Here is a 15,764-nt window from a genome sequence, read left to right as displayed (position 1 = left end):
CCGAACGTTGCGTCCCTCGTTGCGGGCTGTGCGGCTATTGTCGGGACATAACGGCGCGTCGCTCTCGTAACAGGCAGTGTGTAGCTGAACATGGACCCGTGCCTCGCCCTCTCAGCTAGCCCACCGCGTGACCGCCCACTAACCCAAGTCCGCAGGTCACGCGGTGTTCAACAGAATAACCCGCGTGGTGTTTGCCACCGGCGGCCATCCCCTGTGCTAGAGCGGCCGTGTCTGGCCAATCCTCGCGGGGGATGCGGGTTGACCGTGGTGCTGTCGGCGTCCCTACCCTCGATGCGGCTCTTGACGCATCCGAGAGTGCGTTCACGCGGCGCCCCAAGGCCAGTGGGCGATTCTCCCCCGTCCTCGGGGGCGCGGTGCGGTGCCGTCGGCCGTACCCACCACGTTGCCGACAATCGGCGCCGGTCTGCACCGGAAGAGCGCGACCTAACCGGCGCCGGTGGTGGGATCGCCGGTTTCTGCGGGCAGTTCTGGGTCGGCGCCCCACGCGCTCCACGATCCCGGGTACAACCGAGCTCCGGCGAATCCGGCGTGTTCGAGGGCGAGCAGGTCATGGCAGGCAGTGACGCCTGAGCCGCAGTAGGCGATCGGGGGTACGGCAGTGGTGACGCCCAGTGCGGTAAAGCGGGCGCGGAGCTGTTCAGCGGAGAGCAGCCGCCCGTCGGGGGTGAGGTTGTCCTGCCATTGAGCGCTGCGCGCGCTCGGGATGTGACCGGGGCGGGCGTCGACAGCGCTGGGGCTTTCGCCGGTGAACCGGCCTCGGGCGCGGGCATCGAGCAGCACCTGGGAGTCGTCGCTGGTGGCGGCCAGCACCGTGGCGGCGTCGACGACACGCTCGGCGGGCCAGGGCAGCACGGTGCGCTCGCACGGCTGCCGAGACGCGGATTCGCGTTCCAACGGCCCTTGCCAGGCGTCCATGCCGCCGTCGAGGAGCGCCGCCGGGCAGCCCAACACGCGCAGCATCCACACCAGACGGGCCGCCACGGAGCCGCCCGCGTCGTCGTAGGCCACGACCGGCGTGTCGTCGCCGATCCCGCGCCGGCCAAGAGCACGGGCGAAGTGGTCGGGATCGGGCAAGGGGTGTCGGCCCCCTTGTGGGCTCGGCGGGGCCGCGAGGTCGTGGTCGACGTCGATCCACACCGCGCCGGGCAGGTGGCCGCCGAGATAGGCCTCATAACCCGAGGAGCCGTCAAGGTACCAGCGCACATCAGCCAACGCGACCTCGTCGAGGTGGCGGGCTAGCCAGTCGGCGTCGACGACGACAGGCAGAGTGGCCTCGTGCTGATCGGGCATGGTTGCAGCCTATATCCTTTTCACACCCACCGTTTCGCCTGGGCGTCCGCCATCATCGCGGGGGCTGGCCTGCCCATCGGCTCTCGCGGCGGTTCACATGGCCTAGCCACAGCAACCCCAGGACGGGCAACACCAAGGGGATGAACAGGTAGCCGGAGCCGAACCGCGACCAGACCGTGTCGTCGGGGAACAGGGCCGGCTCGAACACACTGGCCGTCCCCACCGCCAGTACGCCGGCCAGTTCGACCGCGCACGCGACGACCGCCACGCGGTGCGAGGTCCGTCCGGCCCGGGCGATCCCCACCGTGGCCACGATGTAAATGAGACCGGCCAGCGCCGACAGCAGGTAGGCCAACGGCGCCTCCTCGAACCGGGTCGCGATCTGTACCGCGGCGCGGGCGGTCGCCGCCAACGCGAAGATCGCGTACACGGCGACGAGGACGCGCCCCGGGCCGCTGCGGCTGGCGGGCGGCGTCGCGCCGGAGGCGGAGGGTTCAGGCAAGAGCGGGGTTCCAGATCTGGTCGAGTCGCACCATCATCACCGGCAGGATCAAACAGGCGAACGCGATGACGGCGGGCCCCCAGCGGCTGCGCTCCAGCAGTCCCCACAGCGCGCACGCCGGCGGGATGAGGACGACGGTGGCCAGGTAGGCGATGAAGGTGATGGTCTCCTCGGGGCGCTCGCCCCCGACCATGAGCACGGTCGAGACCACGACCTGGCCGATCAGCAGCAGTTCCAGGAGCGCCATGGCGACGAGGTGGCCAACCCCCATCGATCGGTCGCGAACCGTCGAGACCAGGCACCAGCCGGCCAGAAGCAGGGAGGCGATCTCGATTGTGGTGGTCAGTGCCTCGACCACGGCTGGTGTCCCCCGTCGTTCGTTGCGTGAAGCGGCCCGGTGGGGCGTGCTCGCGTCGCCCGGCGACGCACCCCACTACGACACAGGGTAGTAAGTTTGAGGTGTCCTCGCGGCACCGGTGCGGCTGGGCCCGCTGTGAATCCGACGAGGAGGCGGGTAGTTCCCGGCGTGGAAGGGACGCGCGGACCCAGCATCCGCGCGCCGCTCACGGGCGCGATGAGGAACGAGAGCGGAGGTAGCCCTGTTGAACACGACATCGCAGACCCGCTGGGTCGTCGTTGGTGTGGACGGTTCCGACTCCAGCCGATGGGCACTCGAATGGTCTGCCCACGAGGCGCACCTGCGCGGGTTGGGGGTGCGTATCGTCACCGCCGTCACCCCCTCCGAGCGCGAGGGGCCCTTCGGTGAGCTGTTCCGCCGCGACGAGTCAGCCGAGTCGCACCGCACCCAGGACGCCCGCGCGCTCGTGGAGTACGCCCGTGACTGGGTCAAGCGCCTCTACCCCGAGTTGGAGGTCGACACGCGGCTGGTCAAGCAGCGTCCCGCCGACGCGGTTTTGGAGGCCGCCGGCGAGCCCGGCGCCGCCGTCGTGATCATCGGCTCGCGGGGCATGGGCAAGCTGGGCTCGGCCTTCATCGGTTCCGTGGGGGTCGAGTTGGCCGCGCACTCACCCGTGCCGCTGGTCGTGCTGCCCAAGAAGCACGAGGAGGCCCAAGGCGTCAAAGGACGGATCATTGTGGGCGTGGACGGCTCGGAGGGCTCTCAGCGGGCTGTCGACTTCGCCTTCGCCGAAGCCGAGTACCGGGGGGCCGAGTTGGTCGCCCTTTGTGCCTGGCAGCCGGTCTCGGCGTTCACGTCGGCTATGGGGCCGCTCCCGCCCGAGGTGCTCGACGATTCGCGCATGGTCGAGGCGGCCCAGCACACCCTCGACCACGCCCTCCTCGGGCCTCGGCAGAGCTACCCCGACGTCGTCGTCACCACCCGCAAGGTGTGTGCGCACCCCGCCGTCGCGCTCCTGGAGGAGAGCACACCGGCCGATCTCATCGTGGTCGGTTCTCGCGGCAAGGGTGGTTTCGCCGGCCTGCTGTTGGGCTCGGTCAGCCAGTCCGTGCTGCACGGCGCCCACGGGCCGGTGGCGGTGCTGCGCTGAGGGGCGTGGCTCACTCCACCACCGGTGGCCGGCCCCGTGGTCGCGCTCCTGGCGTTGTGGGCCGGCGCGCCAGGGGAGCGGCCACGGCGATGATCGCCGGCAGCACTGCCAGCGCCAGCACCGGTGGCATGTAGGAGCCGGTGAGGTCATAGCCGGCCGACAGCAGGAGGGGGCCCACGGCGGTGGCGGCCACGGCGATCGTCTGGGTCAGTCCCCGCAGCGTCCCCAGGATGGCGGTGCCGTAGTAGTAGGGGAACGCCGCCGCCTCCACAGCGCGCGCTCCCGCCGCGGCTCCTCCCAGAGACGCGCCGTAGGCCACGGCCGTCACTCCGGGGCTCACCAGCGGCAGTAGCGCCAAGGTGGCCGCGTGCAGCGCCATCACGCCGCAGATGAGCAGCTTGGGCGAGAAGCGGTCGGCTGCGGAGCTGAACAGCAGGGAGGCCACTAGCCCCGCCAGGGTCTGCGGCAGGAAGTTGGCCGCCGCCTCGGTCGTGCTCAGCCCCTGCTCGCCCAGCACGGCGATCTGGTGGAAGAACACGGCCGTGGCGACCAGCCCGCTACAGGCCACGGCGCTGCTGATGACCCAGAACATCGACGTGCGCAGTACGAGCCGCAGCGGCCACGGGTTGTCGGCCGGCTCGTTGCCAGCCGTATCGGCCGCGGTCTCGGTCTGCTGGGAGGCGGTGCCCTCGTGGGGGGCGGCAGCCACGCTGCGCCGCACCCCACGCATCCCCCACCAGGCCACCGGCACCACGACCAGCCAGATCGTTCCCGCCTCGGCCAAGAAGGTCCAGCGCCAGCCGATCTCGGCGACCATGCGCTCCGACAGCAGCGGAAACAGCGAGATCCCCGCCGTGCCCACGGCGCTGGTGATGCCCAGCGCGGTGCCACGCTTGCGGGTGACGGCGATACCTACCGCCGTGGTCGCGATCATCGTCATGCCGCCCTGGCCCAAAGCGCGCGCGCCGACGAAGCCCACCGTCAGCCCCACCAGCTCTTGGGCCAGTGCCAGCACGGTCAGAAACGCCCCGAAGCCCAAGGCGACCAGCGTCAGGACCCGGCGCACGCCGAAGCGGTCCACCGCCCTGCCGATCCAAGGCAGTGCGAGCGCCCCACTGAGCGTGCCGACCATGTAGGCGGCCGAGACCGCGGAGCGGCTGACGTCGAGGTCGGCGATGATGTAGTCGACGAATACCGAGATCCCGGCGGTCTGGCCGGGGGCACTCAACGCGAACACGATCCCCGACATGGCGATCAGGGCGCTGCGCCCCGGCGCCTTGACGGCTTTGCTCGGAGACGTTGCCGGGCCGGTTACCTCTGCGGAGGACAGTTGAGGACTCCTCAAGACGGTGCCGCTAGGGCAGCGGGCGGGACCGCGCCGCGCGGCGGCGACGCCGGTGTCCGACACACGGGAACACCCTTCACGGCGCAGTGCCGTGCTGGCTGTGGGCCGGCGGGTCCTGGGGGTGGGTGGTTAGGCGTTGTCGGCGACGCCGCCGGCGAGGAGGGGTTCGAGGGCGAGGTCGGGGTTGTCGCGTTCGATGACGCGCAGCCGGTACTTGTTGTGGATCAGCACCAGCAGCTCGTTGTCGGCGCGGCGGGTGAGGACTTCGGCGCCGGAGAGGCCGTGGGCGGTGGGTGCGGAGGCGGCGTCGGTGCGCCGGGCCAGGGTGTAGTCCAGGTGGGACAGTTCGACGGGGGCGTGGAATTCTTCGGCCATGCGGTGTTTGACCACGTCGAACTGGAGCGGGCCGACCGCGGCCAGCACCGGGGCCTGCTCGCCGCGCACGTCGGAGGTCAATACCTGGACCACGCCTTCGGCGTCGAGTTGGGCGATGCCGCGCTGGAACTGCTTGTAGCGGCTGGCGTCGCGGGCCCGGGCTACGGCGAAGTGTTCGGGGGCGAAGCTGGGGATCGCGGCGAACTGCACCGTGGGGCCGGTGTAGAGGGTGTCGCCCACGCTGAGCGCGTTGGCGTTGACCAAGGCGATCACGTCGCCGGGGTAGGCGGTGTCGATGGTGGAGCGTTCGCTGCCAAACACCGCCTGGGAGTACTTGGTGGCAAACGGACGCCCGGTGCGGGCGTGGGTGAGCACCATGCCGCGCTCGAAGTGTCCCGAGGCGATGCGCACGAAGGCCATGCGGTCGCGGTGGTTTTTGTCCATGTTGGCCTGCATCTTGAATACCTGGCCGGCAAACGGTGCGCCTACCGGGCGCACCTGGCCCTGGGCATCCACCGGGTCGGCTGGGGCTGGGGCCAACTCGACCAGTGCTTGCAGGAGTTGGGAGACGCCGAAGTTGGGCAGGGCGGCGCCGAACAGCACCGGCGAGGATTCACCGGCTCTAAAGGAGGGCTCGTCGTAGTCGGCGCCGATCTCGCCGAGGAGTTCGAGTTCCTCTTGGGCCTGGGTCCACTCATCGCCTTCCATCTGGGCGGCCTGGGCGGCGTCGAGGCGTTCCTCCCGGGCGCGGGTGGCCCCGCCCGGGGCGCGGTACAGCTTGGTGTAGCAACCGTCGGTGCGGTCGATCAGGCCGCGGAAGTCGCCGGCGATGCCCACCGGCCAGTTCAAGGGGGTGGGGCGCAGGCCGATGCGCTGTTCGATCTCGTCGAGCAGTTCCAGGGGTTCGCGGCCGGGCCGGTCCCACTTGTTGACAAAGGTGATGACCGGCACGCGCCGGGCGCGGCACACGTCGAACAGTTTCAGGGTTTGGGGCTCCAGGCCCTTGGCCGAGTCCAACAGCATGATCGCGCAGTCCACCGCCGAGAGCACCCGGTAGGTGTCCTCGGAGAAGTCGGCGTGGCCGGGCGTGTCGAGCAGGTTGAGCACACAGTCGCCATAATCGATGCGTAGCGCCGCCGAGGTGATCGAGATCCCGCGGGCCTGCTCCATGCCCATCCAGTCCGAGGTCACCCCGCGCCGGTCGCCTTTGCCGTGCACCGCACCGGCTGAGGTGATCGCCGCCGCATGCAGCGCCAACGCCTCGGTCAGCGTCGACTTACCCGCATCCGGATGTGAAATCACTGCGAACGTCCGCCGACGCGCAGCCTCAGCCGCCACATCGGGGTCGGTGTGCGTCGTGGACTCGGTTGCCACAGTCACCTGGGCTTCTTCTCCTTGCCGACGTGAGTCGTGATCGTGATCCGCTCGCTGCGCAGCCGTTCGCCGAACGCCTCGGCGGCGGCCAGCTCCTCGCGGAGCGCGCTGCATCGGGCCGCGGTGGCCTCTTCGAACATCCGCAGCCGGCTCAAGAGTTCGTCGCGTTCCCGGGGGGCGGCCTCGTGGCCGGCGAGTCGGTCGAGGGTGGCCAGCAGGTCGCGCATGTCCTCCAGGCTGAAGTCGAGCGGCTTCATCCGTTTGACCAGTAGCAGCCGTTCGACGTCGGCGTCGGTGTAGAGCCGGAAACCACCACGCGAGCGTGCGGAGGGCTCGACCAAGCCGACCTCGCCGTAGTAACGGATCGTCCGCAACGACAGACCGGTCCGCTCGGCCACCTCGCCGATCTGCATGTGGGCTGTAGCCATCCACACCTCCCCTCGCAGGAATCTACCCTAACGTTAAGGTCGATCTCCCTGGTTAGGCCGTGTCCTGACAACTCGCCCCGACTCCGCTATGGCCGCGCGGCGCTCGGCCGGCGGCGGCGCGAGAGGAAGGGGAGGAAAAAGTCACGGGTGGCCGATGTGGCTCCTCCCACCGCTCAAATGTGCGGTGAGTCACTTTGAATCCTGGAAAATCTTCCCTTACGTAAGGGTAGGGTCTCCCGAGAGGCTCGTCGAACGTACGCGCCGATGTCGCGGCGCCCGGCGCCGCTTCCCCGGGCGCCGCGACCCTTGTGTTCGTTTCCCGCTTTTCCCGTTCTGGCCGGCGGCGCCGGGTGGTGCGAGGCGCGGCCGTACCTCCCCGTTGAGCGGCCGAGTGGCAACGGGTACCGGATGTGGCCAGCCGGCGCGCGGGCAGTGGCGTGGCGGCGTTTCCCTCCGGCCGCGTTTTCCGGTGGAGCCTGCGGCGACGGGTTTCGCGCGGCGCTTCGGGTGTATGGCTCCCCATCACCTTTTAGGGCGGTTGCGCACGGGAACTCCCGGCCTTCGGGGCCGGCCTGGCTCTGTCTGCCTATCGACCATGGTCCGGGGGTGCCACCGGGACCGCAGGCTCCTTGCCCCTGCACACGCGGGTCCTGGGGGTGGTGGGGGCGGAAGGGGGGCGTGTGGTGTTTTCCTGTCGCTCGTGCCTCGATCGCTGCGCGATCTCGCCAGCCCAGAGGCGGGTTGTGCCCGGTGGGTGCTTTAATCTGTCGCCGTCTGGAGAGAGCACTCCCTGCCATGGGGCGGCTATACCTGGAATGGTCAGATCAACAGGCCCAGAGGTGGGCCGTGTCTCGGGGCGTCTCGTCCTGTCGCCATGGCCGGGGAAGGCCACCCGTTGTTGTGTCCCGAGCTATAGCAGTCTCCCTTCGTCCCCGGCGGTGCCCTGCATTGTTTGCGGGGGCACCTCAACTACCTCCCCCCACACCGCTCACGCCCTAGAGCCGCCGCGTCTCTTTTAAGCTGGCGAGATCGCGCAGCGATCGAGGCACGAGCGAACGACGTAGCCTTCCCACCTCCGGCTTGACAACCCCGTAGAAACACCCGGTGTCGTAGTCGAGTTTTCCGAGTCCAGCGGCGTTGCCGGGCGTGTGTCGGTCGGGTCGGAGGGCAGGCCCCGTCGAGTGTGTCGGTGGTGCCCCTGCTGTGCGGCGCCCTTGACGAGGCTCCCTGTTTCGCGCTTCACTCATTACCGACCAGTCGGTATCTAATGGTGCGGGAGGCGGCCAGTGCGAGCACTGCGAGTCCATGAGCTGGGTGAACCAGTGGATGTCCTCACAAGTGAGGAGGTTGCGGCCCCCACTCCTGGGCCTGGCCAACTTCACGTCAAAGTCCGCGCGGCGGCGGTGAACTTCCCCGACGCCCTTTTGTGCCGCGGGATGTACCAGATCAAACCCTCCCTGCCGTTCACCCCCGGCATCGAACTGTGCGGCGAGGTCCTCGCAACCGGCGACGGCGTCACCGGGTTCGCCGTCGGCGACCGCGTCCTGGGCTCCAGCAACCTGCCCGAGGGTGCCTTCGCCGACGAAGCCCTGATGGACGGCGGCGCCGCCTTCCCCGCGCCGACCTCGCTGTCCGACGAGGCAGCCGCCTCGCTGTTCATCGCCTACCAGACGGGCTGGTTCGCCCTGCACCGGCGTGCCAACCTGCGCCAAGGCGAGACGGTCCTCGTCCACGCCGCCGCCGGTGGGGTGGGGAGCGCCGCCGTGCAGCTTGCCAAAGCCGCGGGCGCGCGCGTCATCGGTGTCGTCGGCGGCCCGGAGAAAGCCAAGATCGCCACTGACCTCGGCGCCGATGTCGTCGTCGACCGCCACTCCGAAGACTTCATCGCGGTCGTCAAGGAGGCCACCGACGGGCGGGGCGCCGACGTCATCTTCGATCCCGTGGGTGGCGACGCCTTCGCCGGCTCCACCAAGTGCGTCGCCTTTGAAGGGCGCATCGTCATCATCGGTTTCGCCAGCGGCACCATCCCCACGCCGGGCCTCAACCACGCGCTGATCAAGAACTACTCGCTCGTGGGCCTGCATTGGGGCCTGTACCGCCAGCGCGACCCCGCGCTCGTCGCCGAGGCGCACGAGAGCCTCACCGACCTGGCCGACCGTGGCCTGATCGCCCCGCTCGTCAGCGAGCGCCTCACGCTCGACCGAGCCGCCGAGGGCGTGCAGCGGGTAGCGGCGGGTGAGACGACCGGTCGCGTCGTTGTCCTTCCCTGATCCCCACGGGCGTGGCCGTCGCGAGCGCGAGGGTGCTTACAGGTCGCGCCCCATCGACGATTGCCAGCCGATCCCGGTCCCACGGGGTCACCCCACAACTCATGGAGTACCAGTCATGGCCGAACCGTTCTCCATCCCGGCTACCACAGTCGTCGTCACCGGAGGCGCCACCGGGATCGGGCGGGCGCTGGCGGAGCGGTTCCTGCGCGAGGGAGCCGCTCACGTCGTCGTCGCCGATCGTGACGCCGAACGAGCCCAAGCCACGGCCGCGGAACTGGGAGCCCGAGCGCACCCGATGCAGGTGGACGTCACCGACGAGGCGGCGGTGAACGCAACCATCACCTGGATCGAGTCCGAGATCGCCCCGATCGACCTGTGGTGCTCCAACGCCGGAGTCGGCCGGGGGCAGGGGCTCGGCCAGGATTCCGACTGGGACACCTCGTGGCGGGTGCACGTCCTCGCCCACGTCTACGTCGCCCGCGCCCTGCTGCCCCGCATGGCCCAGCGCGGTGGCGGTCACCTCCTCGTCACCGCCTCGGCGGCAGGGCTGCTCACCAACCTCGACAACGCGCCGTACTCGGTCACCAAGCACGGTGCCGTGGCCCTGGCCGAGTGGCTGGCGATCCGCCACGCCGACGAGGGCATCGACGTCTCGTGCCTGTGCCCGCAAGGGGTCAACACGGAGATGACCGCCGGCGACGCCGGGTCTGCCGCCACCCGTATGGGAGGCGAGTACCTGGAGCCGGCCGATGTCGCCGACTCGGTCGTGGCCGCGTTGCACGAGGGACGCTTCCTGATCTTGCCGCACCCCAGCGTCGCCGAGTTCGAGCGCAAACGCACCGCCGACCGGGACCGCTGGCTCGCCGGTATGCGCCGCGCCTGGAACAAGCTACGTCACGCCTCGGCGCGCTGACCCTGCACGTGCGCGTGGGGTGACCCCGGTCCGCCCCTCGGGGCCACCCCACGCTTCGTGACGAGCAGCGGCAGCGGGCCTACTCCGCGAGGCTGTGCGGAGCGCCCGGACTGCCCGGCTCGCCGGTCCTGTCGGGCTTTCCGAGGTTGCTGTGTTCCAGCCACTCCTGCCAGGAGCGTTGCCAGTACCCCCAGCCGTTGCTCACCTCAAGCTCGCGATCGGTGCCCTCGATGATCAACGGGTCGCCCTTGAGCGTGTTCTCGTAGAGCCACTTGGCGTCCTCGGTGCTCATGTTGACGCAGCCGTGGCTCTCGTTGCTCTCGCCCAGTTGGTTGTTCCACGGCGCCGCGTGCGTGAACTCGCCGCTGTCGGAGAACCGGATCGCGTACTCCACATCCACCCGGTAGTAGCCGGGGCTGCCCGGCGGGACGCCGACGCTGGCCGAGTCCATGACCATGTCCCGGTGCCGGTTCATCATCAGGTGCGTGCCGCTGGTGGTGGTGTAGCGCTGTTCTGATGCGTCCCCCATGCTGATGGGGAATTCCTTGATCCGCTCCCCGGCGCGTTCGATCACCATCTGGTGCGTCGAGTTGTCGATCGCGGCCGACTGTGCGCGTCCCACCTCGAACTCGATGCGGTGGTTCTCGATGCCGTAGCGTTCCTCGCCGCCCGGTACCCCGGCCAGGTGCAGGTCGACCCAGACGCGCTGGAGCGGTTCCCAGTACTCTTTGGGGCGGAATACGGCCATCTTGTCGCCGAACCAGTTCCACGCCCCCTCGGTGGGCTTCTCCGAGGTGACCTCCATGGCGGCTTCGACCGCGGCCTTGTTCGTCACCGGGCTGTCGAAGTTCACGATCACCGGCATGCCGATCCCGACGGTGTCGCCGCTTTGGGGAAAGTTCGACGCCACCTCCAGCCGGTTGCCGGCTTCGGCCCGCACCGTGGCGAAGGTGCTGACGGCTTCCCGGGTCTCGCCGTCGGAGTTCTCGGCGGTGGCCGCGACCGTGACGTTGCTGCCCGGCGCCATGGTCCAGTCACTGACCCATTCCGACTTGTCCGTGCTCAGCGTGCCGGTCATCCGGTCCGCCCCGGTCGCCTCGTCCGGGGAGGCCGCCGCGGCGGGCGACGCCTGCACGGCGGGAGATGCCTGCGCGGAGGCACCCGCTTGCGCTTCGCCCCGAGCCGATTGAGTGACCTGTACGTCAGTGATGGTGCCGTTGGTCGCCGTCACGGTGATCGGGGTATCGGGGGCAACGTCGGTCGCGCCGTCCTCGGGCGCGACCACGAGCTGCAACGGCCCCTGGTTGACCGCCGCCTCCTCTGCGTTGTCGGCGTCGTTGCTCGAACACCCCGCCACCAGTAGTGCCACACCTGCCAGCGCCGCGCCCGCTTTCCGAGCGTCGGTCCGTTTGAATCGTCCCCTCACGCGGTGACCTCCCCCGTTGTTGCGCCCCCGTCGACGATCCCCGCTTTTCGTCCTTTGGGGAATACTCTATGTTTTCGAGATATAACAGAGCATTAGTAGCACTAACCAGCGAAAAATGTGCAATACGCCAGAAACCTTCGTGGCCGGTAGCGGACACGCTGGGAGAAAAGCGGCACCGGTGCTGCTGCGGTTGCGGCGATCGGCAGACCGCGAGCAGGCGGTGGGGCAGCGCCGCACGGGCGGCGAGCCCGGCGACCTCGCGGGGGTTCCAGCGTCACTGCGGGGCGGTTCCCGCCGGCGGGAACCGCCCCGCAGTGTGGGGCCGGCTAGGGGCGCGGCTTCCGTGGCGCTGGTACTGCGGGCGTGCCCCGCTTCGCTGTCACGGGCCGGTGAGCAGCTCCGCGAGGGCCTCGCCTGTGGCGGGGTGGCGCGACAGCAGGGCGGCCACCTCTGGAGGGCCGGCGCTGCCGGGGGCAGCCCCCGGCTGTTCCCAGCCGCCGTCGTGTCCCAGCAGCTCGGCCACAGCGTCACAGGCCGCCGGATGCCCGGCCAGTAGTTCGGCCACCGGCCCCGCCGGGGCGGCCGGCCGCCCCGGCGCCGTCTCGGTCTGGGTGCTCGCCGACCACGGCGCCACCCAGGCGTCGAGGGCGGCCACGCTGCCGGGGAAGGTGCGGCCCGCCTCCCGGATGAGCACCGGCACCATCTCGTGGGCCTGCTCCCGCAGCGTCGTGATCAGGGTGGGCAGCCACGGCAGCAGCACGGAGTCGGGGAGGCGGGCGAAGGCCTCCGACATCACCTCCACCACGAACGCCGCCAGCCCCGGCGCCGGCGACAGCGCCTGCACGAAGCCGCTCAAATACTGCGGGAAGGCCGGCACGACTAGGGGGTTGCCCAGCAGTTCGTCGCAGCGCGCCCGGAGCTGTGAGCGCGACAGCAGCCCCAGTTCGGACTGCGCGGCCCACAGCAGCGCCACCTTCGCGGGGGTCTGCGGGGTCGACTGTTTCACAGCCAGCTCAAGCTGGCTGCGGTCGCACCCGAGCGACAGCGCGACGTTCTCCAGAGTGAACAGGAACCCCAGCATGGCCGCCACCTGGCGCACTCCGGCCTCCTCCTCGCCGAAGGAGGTCGGCAGCAGCGTGCAGTAGTGCGCATAGCCCGTGGTCACGAACGACGCGCACCAGCGCGGCAGCTCCGGCTCGGTGGCGCGGTAGTGGGCCAACAGCCGCCGGATGCGGCCCAGCACCTCCGGAGCGCCGTCCACGGTGCGTTCGGCGGCCAGCAGTTCGACGGCGCGCGCCCCCAGCTCGTCGGTGATCCGCCTGCTGCCCAGGTACACGATGGAGTCCTCGACGGCGGCGAGCGCGGTGGCGGCGGTCGCCTCGGAGCTCCACACACTGCGCCGCAGCCGCTGCTCCAGCACCTGTTCGACGGTGACGCCCTCGTAGCCCAGTTCGATGATCGCGCGCTGGTCGCGGCCGATGTAGACGTCCCAACTCTCTTGGGGCGACTGCTCGCCCAGCTTGGGCGCGCCCATGATGGGGCGCACGGTGTCGGCGGGCAGCAGGTAACGCAGCATCCACAGCAGCCGCGAGCACGGCCGCAGCTCCGGGTTGACGTCCAGGTCCAGCAGTACCCGCTGGACGGTGCGCTTGTGCAGGTCCAACCCCAGGGGCGCCAGCCGGTCGAACACGTCCTGGGCCAGCGGCGGGAGGGAGTCGTAGCCGACTTGTCCAGTCCGGTCGCCGCCGAGCAGGATCTCGCACAGCCGCCGCACGTCGCGCCGGCCGGGCACGGTGTCCTTCTCAATACAGGTGATCGCGGCGTCTTGGAAGTCGTAGGGCGTGGGGCGGGCCCGGTCGCGCATGCCGGCCAGCAGGATCGAGGTCTCGAATACCGCGATCGCGTCGGCGGTGCTGGCCAGATAGCCGTTGCGGCGGGCCAGCCGGACGATCTCCACACACCAGCCGAGCAGTTCCTCCTCGTCGAGGCGGTCCAGCGTGGGCGGGCTGGCCAGAAACCCCGACAACCGGTCGGGGACCGGGGACTGCGGGGTCGCCGCGGGGGTGGTCCGTTTGCGCGTGGAGCCCCCGCGGCCGCCTTTGGGGCCCTTCTGCCCCTTCAGCCGAAACGGGGCGACCCCGCTGCCTTTCACCGCCTTGTTCCAGGTCGCCGTGGCGATCGACACTGACCCGGCGGCCAGCCCGAACTGCCGCTCGATCGCCGAATGGCTGGAGGGGATGAGGCCGTAGAGCCATTTCGTGGCCGTGCGCGGGCTGATCTCGTAGTCCTGCTCCGCGGCGGCCAGCCCGAACTGCTCGACGTGGCTGGCCGCGTGGGAGGCGCCGCACACGTACAGGCACCGCGCCGGGTCGGCTCCGGATGCGCCGAGATGGCGGCGAATCCGGGTCCACATGTAGCGTTCGCGCTCCTCGTCGATGCGCGGCCGGTTGTCCTCGGCGGGCGCGAGCCGCCGGAACAGGCTGCCGATCATCACCATGACCTGCCGGTAGGTGTCGTAGTCGGCATTGGCCAGCGGCTGTTCGACGTACTGGTCCCACCATTCCGACCAGTGCCGGACCTTGCCGTGGTGCAGCAGGTACGCTTCGAGTTCGTTGAAACGGGGCCGCAGGTCACCGATCTCGACACCGACGGCGTCGCCGTGCAGGCCGGCTTCCTCTCCCGCGCTGTCCGTGGGGGGTGTGTCGCTCTCGGAGGGCTGCGGCGACCACTGGAAGACGTGGTCCACCGAACGGTCCACGGCCACCAGCTCCACCCCGGGGGTGTCGAGGGCGTAGGCGATCGCCTGGTATTCAGCGGAGGACTCGGTGATGGGGGCGACCACACTGAGCGGTCCCGCACTGGCCGGGAAACCGTCCAGCTCGCTGGCGAACGCTTGCAGCGCCACCGGCAGGCGGCAGTTGCGCAGCTCGTTCAGCAGCGGCGCCAGATCCTCGCACATCTCCAGGTAGATGACCGTGGGCTGCTTCTCGCGCAGCCGTCGTGCCATGGCCAGCGCCGAAGCCGGCGAGTGGTGGCACACCGGGAAGATCTCCAGCTCCTCGCCCAACGCCCGGTCGACGTCGTCGACCATCCCCGCCATGATGTCGGCGATCGGTCGTGGCGCGTCGGTGAAGGTGCTCGCGGCGTCGAGGAGCTGCTCGCGCAGTGCGGTGAAGGGGGCGCTGCTCATGACAGGGTCTCGATCGCTTGCTTGCCGCCGTCGAGGAACTCCGGCCATGCCCCGCCGTCGCGCTTGCTGCGCGGTTCGATCACCCCGTGCCAGAACTTGTTCAAAATCGCCAGGTCTTCGGGGGTGCGTCGGGCCAGGGAGCTGACCATCGACTGTGCGAGGGTCTCGGCCCGTAGCGTGCGGTCGCCGAAGAAGTGGCTGTGCAGGATGGCGTCTTCGAGGACGCCGATCTGTTCGGCGGTGGACAGCGCCGACTCCAGCTTCTCGTCGTCGCTGGTGGCCGAGGCAGCCGCGGCGCGCAGGTCGGTGAAGCTTTGCACCAGGATGTCGAGCAGGCTGGGGGGTACGTCCAGTTCGATCTGGTGGCGGTGCATCAGTTCGCTGGTGCGAAACCGCACGATCTCGCTCTCGCTGCGCTTGTTGGTCACCACTGGGACCCGCACGAAGTTGAAACGGCGCTTCAGCGCCGACGACAGGTCGTTGACGCCCTTGTCGCGGCTGTTGGCCGTCGCGATGAGCGAGAACCCGGGCTGGGCGAACACGGTGTTGTCCTCGTCGAGCTCGGGGATCGAGACGTACTTCTCCGACAGGATGGAGATCAGGGCGTCCTGCACGTCACTGGTCGAGCGGGTCAGCTCCTCGAAACGGCCGATGGCGCCGCGCTCCATCGCGGTCATGATCGGCGAGGGGATCAGCGACTCGCGGGACTGCCCCTTGGCGATCACCATGGACACGTTCCACGAGTACTTGATGTGGTCCTCGGTGGTGCCGGCGGTGCCCTGCACGACCAGAGTCGAGTCGCGGCAGATGGCCGCCGCGAGCAGTTCGGCCAGCCAACTCTTGCCGGTGCCCGGGTCGCCGATGAGCAGCAGGCCGCGGTCCGAGGCCAGCGTCACGACGCTGCGTTCCACGAAACTGCGGTCGCCGAACCATTTCTGACTGACCTCGCGGTCGAGCCCGTCGGCGGGTTCGGAGCCGAGGATGAACAACCGCACCATCTTGGGGCTGAGCCGCCACGAGAACGGGCGGGGACCGTCGTCGATCGACTCCAGCCAGTTCAGCTCGTCGGCGTATGTGACCTCGGCGGGGGCGCGCAGCATCTCGTCGGTCATCGAAAAAGGT

General features: G+C 69.7%; 12 protein-coding genes. 3 read left to right on the top strand and 9 right to left on the bottom strand.

The annotated features are described in order from the left end of the window. Nucleotides 1-444: 444 nt before the first annotated feature. The 3 genes from ABD848_RS16370 to ABD848_RS16360 are packed head-to-tail and all read right to left on the bottom strand — an operon-like array spanning nucleotide 445 to nucleotide 2,171. Nucleotides 445-1,311, bottom strand: a complete 867-nt coding sequence (locus ABD848_RS16370) for a sulfurtransferase (protein WP_344972842.1) — start codon at nucleotides 1,309-1,311, stop codon at nucleotides 445-447. Between the two features lie 52 nt (nucleotides 1,312-1,363). Then, nucleotides 1,364-1,813, bottom strand: coding sequence for a hypothetical protein (locus ABD848_RS16365; protein WP_344972840.1), 450 nt, complete (start codon nucleotides 1,811-1,813; stop codon nucleotides 1,364-1,366). Further along, nucleotides 1,806-2,171: a hypothetical protein gene (locus ABD848_RS16360; protein WP_344972838.1), complete on the bottom strand. Its 366-nt coding sequence runs from the start codon at nucleotides 2,169-2,171 to the stop codon at nucleotides 1,806-1,808. The genes ABD848_RS16365 and ABD848_RS16360 overlap by 8 nt, the downstream gene beginning before the upstream one ends. 244 nt (nucleotides 2,172-2,415) lie before the next feature. Here ABD848_RS16360 and ABD848_RS16355 point away from each other — a divergent pair, with 244 nt between their 5' ends. Next, nucleotides 2,416-3,321, top strand: a complete 906-nt coding sequence (locus ABD848_RS16355; RefSeq protein WP_344972836.1) for a universal stress protein — start codon at nucleotides 2,416-2,418, stop codon at nucleotides 3,319-3,321. A gap of 10 nt (nucleotides 3,322-3,331) precedes the next feature. Here ABD848_RS16355 and ABD848_RS16350 read toward each other — a convergent pair whose 3' ends face one another. The 3 genes from ABD848_RS16350 to ABD848_RS16340 form a co-directional block, all read right to left on the bottom strand. Continuing rightward, a complete protein-coding gene (locus tag ABD848_RS16350; RefSeq protein WP_344972967.1) occupies nucleotides 3,332-4,570 on the bottom strand; it encodes an MFS transporter in 1,239 nt (412 codons plus the stop codon). A 225-nt stretch (nucleotides 4,571-4,795) separates the two neighbouring features. Next, nucleotides 4,796-6,421: a peptide chain release factor 3 gene (locus ABD848_RS16345; RefSeq protein WP_344972834.1), complete on the bottom strand. Its 1,626-nt coding sequence runs from the start codon at nucleotides 6,419-6,421 to the stop codon at nucleotides 4,796-4,798. Next, nucleotides 6,418-6,843, bottom strand: a complete 426-nt coding sequence (locus ABD848_RS16340; protein ID WP_344972832.1) for a MerR family transcriptional regulator — start codon at nucleotides 6,841-6,843, stop codon at nucleotides 6,418-6,420. Before ABD848_RS16340 ends, ABD848_RS16345 begins: the two co-directional genes overlap by 4 nt. Before the next feature lie 1,322 nt (nucleotides 6,844-8,165). On the opposite strand from ABD848_RS16340, the gene ABD848_RS16335 reads away from it, so the two are divergent. Then, complete coding sequence (locus ABD848_RS16335) at nucleotides 8,166-9,113, top strand: NADPH:quinone oxidoreductase family protein (protein ID WP_344972830.1); 948 nt, start codon at nucleotides 8,166-8,168, stop codon at nucleotides 9,111-9,113. Between the two features lie 115 nt (nucleotides 9,114-9,228). Then, nucleotides 9,229-10,026: an SDR family oxidoreductase gene (locus ABD848_RS16330; RefSeq protein ID WP_344972828.1), complete on the top strand. Its 798-nt coding sequence runs from the start codon at nucleotides 9,229-9,231 to the stop codon at nucleotides 10,024-10,026. Between the two features lie 79 nt (nucleotides 10,027-10,105). Here ABD848_RS16330 and ABD848_RS16325 read toward each other — a convergent pair whose 3' ends face one another. From ABD848_RS16325 to ABD848_RS16315, 3 genes are all read right to left on the bottom strand, one after another. Then, nucleotides 10,106-11,452, bottom strand: a complete 1,347-nt coding sequence (locus ABD848_RS16325) for a L,D-transpeptidase (RefSeq protein WP_344972826.1) — start codon at nucleotides 11,450-11,452, stop codon at nucleotides 10,106-10,108. Between the two features lie 379 nt (nucleotides 11,453-11,831). Next, the gene (locus ABD848_RS16320) at nucleotides 11,832-14,642 is read right to left on the bottom strand and encodes a DUF5682 family protein (protein WP_344972823.1); all 2,811 of its coding nucleotides are present in this window, start codon (nucleotides 14,640-14,642) and stop codon (nucleotides 11,832-11,834) included. Beyond that, nucleotides 14,639-15,754: an ATP-binding protein gene (locus ABD848_RS16315; RefSeq protein WP_344972821.1), complete on the bottom strand. Its 1,116-nt coding sequence runs from the start codon at nucleotides 15,752-15,754 to the stop codon at nucleotides 14,639-14,641. The genes ABD848_RS16320 and ABD848_RS16315 overlap by 4 nt, the downstream gene beginning before the upstream one ends. Between the last annotated feature and the right edge of the window lie 10 nt (nucleotides 15,755-15,764).

The organism is Salinactinospora qingdaonensis (assembly GCF_039539445.1).
GTDB lineage: Bacteria > Actinomycetota > Actinomycetes > Streptosporangiales > Streptosporangiaceae > Salinactinospora > Salinactinospora qingdaonensis.
This window is presented reverse-complemented; position numbering and strand designations above follow the sequence as displayed.

Coding starts and splice junctions, on each gene's coding strand:
- ABD848_RS16370 (WP_344972842.1), bottom strand. CDS start 1,311: ATGCCCGATCAGCACGAGGCCACTCTGCCTGTCGTCGTCGACGCCGAC.
- ABD848_RS16350 (WP_344972967.1), bottom strand. CDS start 4,570: ATGTCGGGGATCGTGTTCGCGTTGAGTGCCCCCGGCCAGACCGCCGGG.
- ABD848_RS16340 (WP_344972832.1), bottom strand. CDS start 6,843: ATGGCTACAGCCCACATGCAGATCGGCGAGGTGGCCGAGCGGACCGGT.
- ABD848_RS16330 (WP_344972828.1), top strand. CDS start 9,229: ATGGCCGAACCGTTCTCCATCCCGGCTACCACAGTCGTCGTCACCGGA.
- ABD848_RS16320 (WP_344972823.1), bottom strand. CDS start 14,642: ATGAGCAGCGCCCCCTTCACCGCACTGCGCGAGCAGCTCCTCGACGCC.
- ABD848_RS16315 (WP_344972821.1), bottom strand. CDS start 15,754: ATGACCGACGAGATGCTGCGCGCCCCCGCCGAGGTCACATACGCCGAC.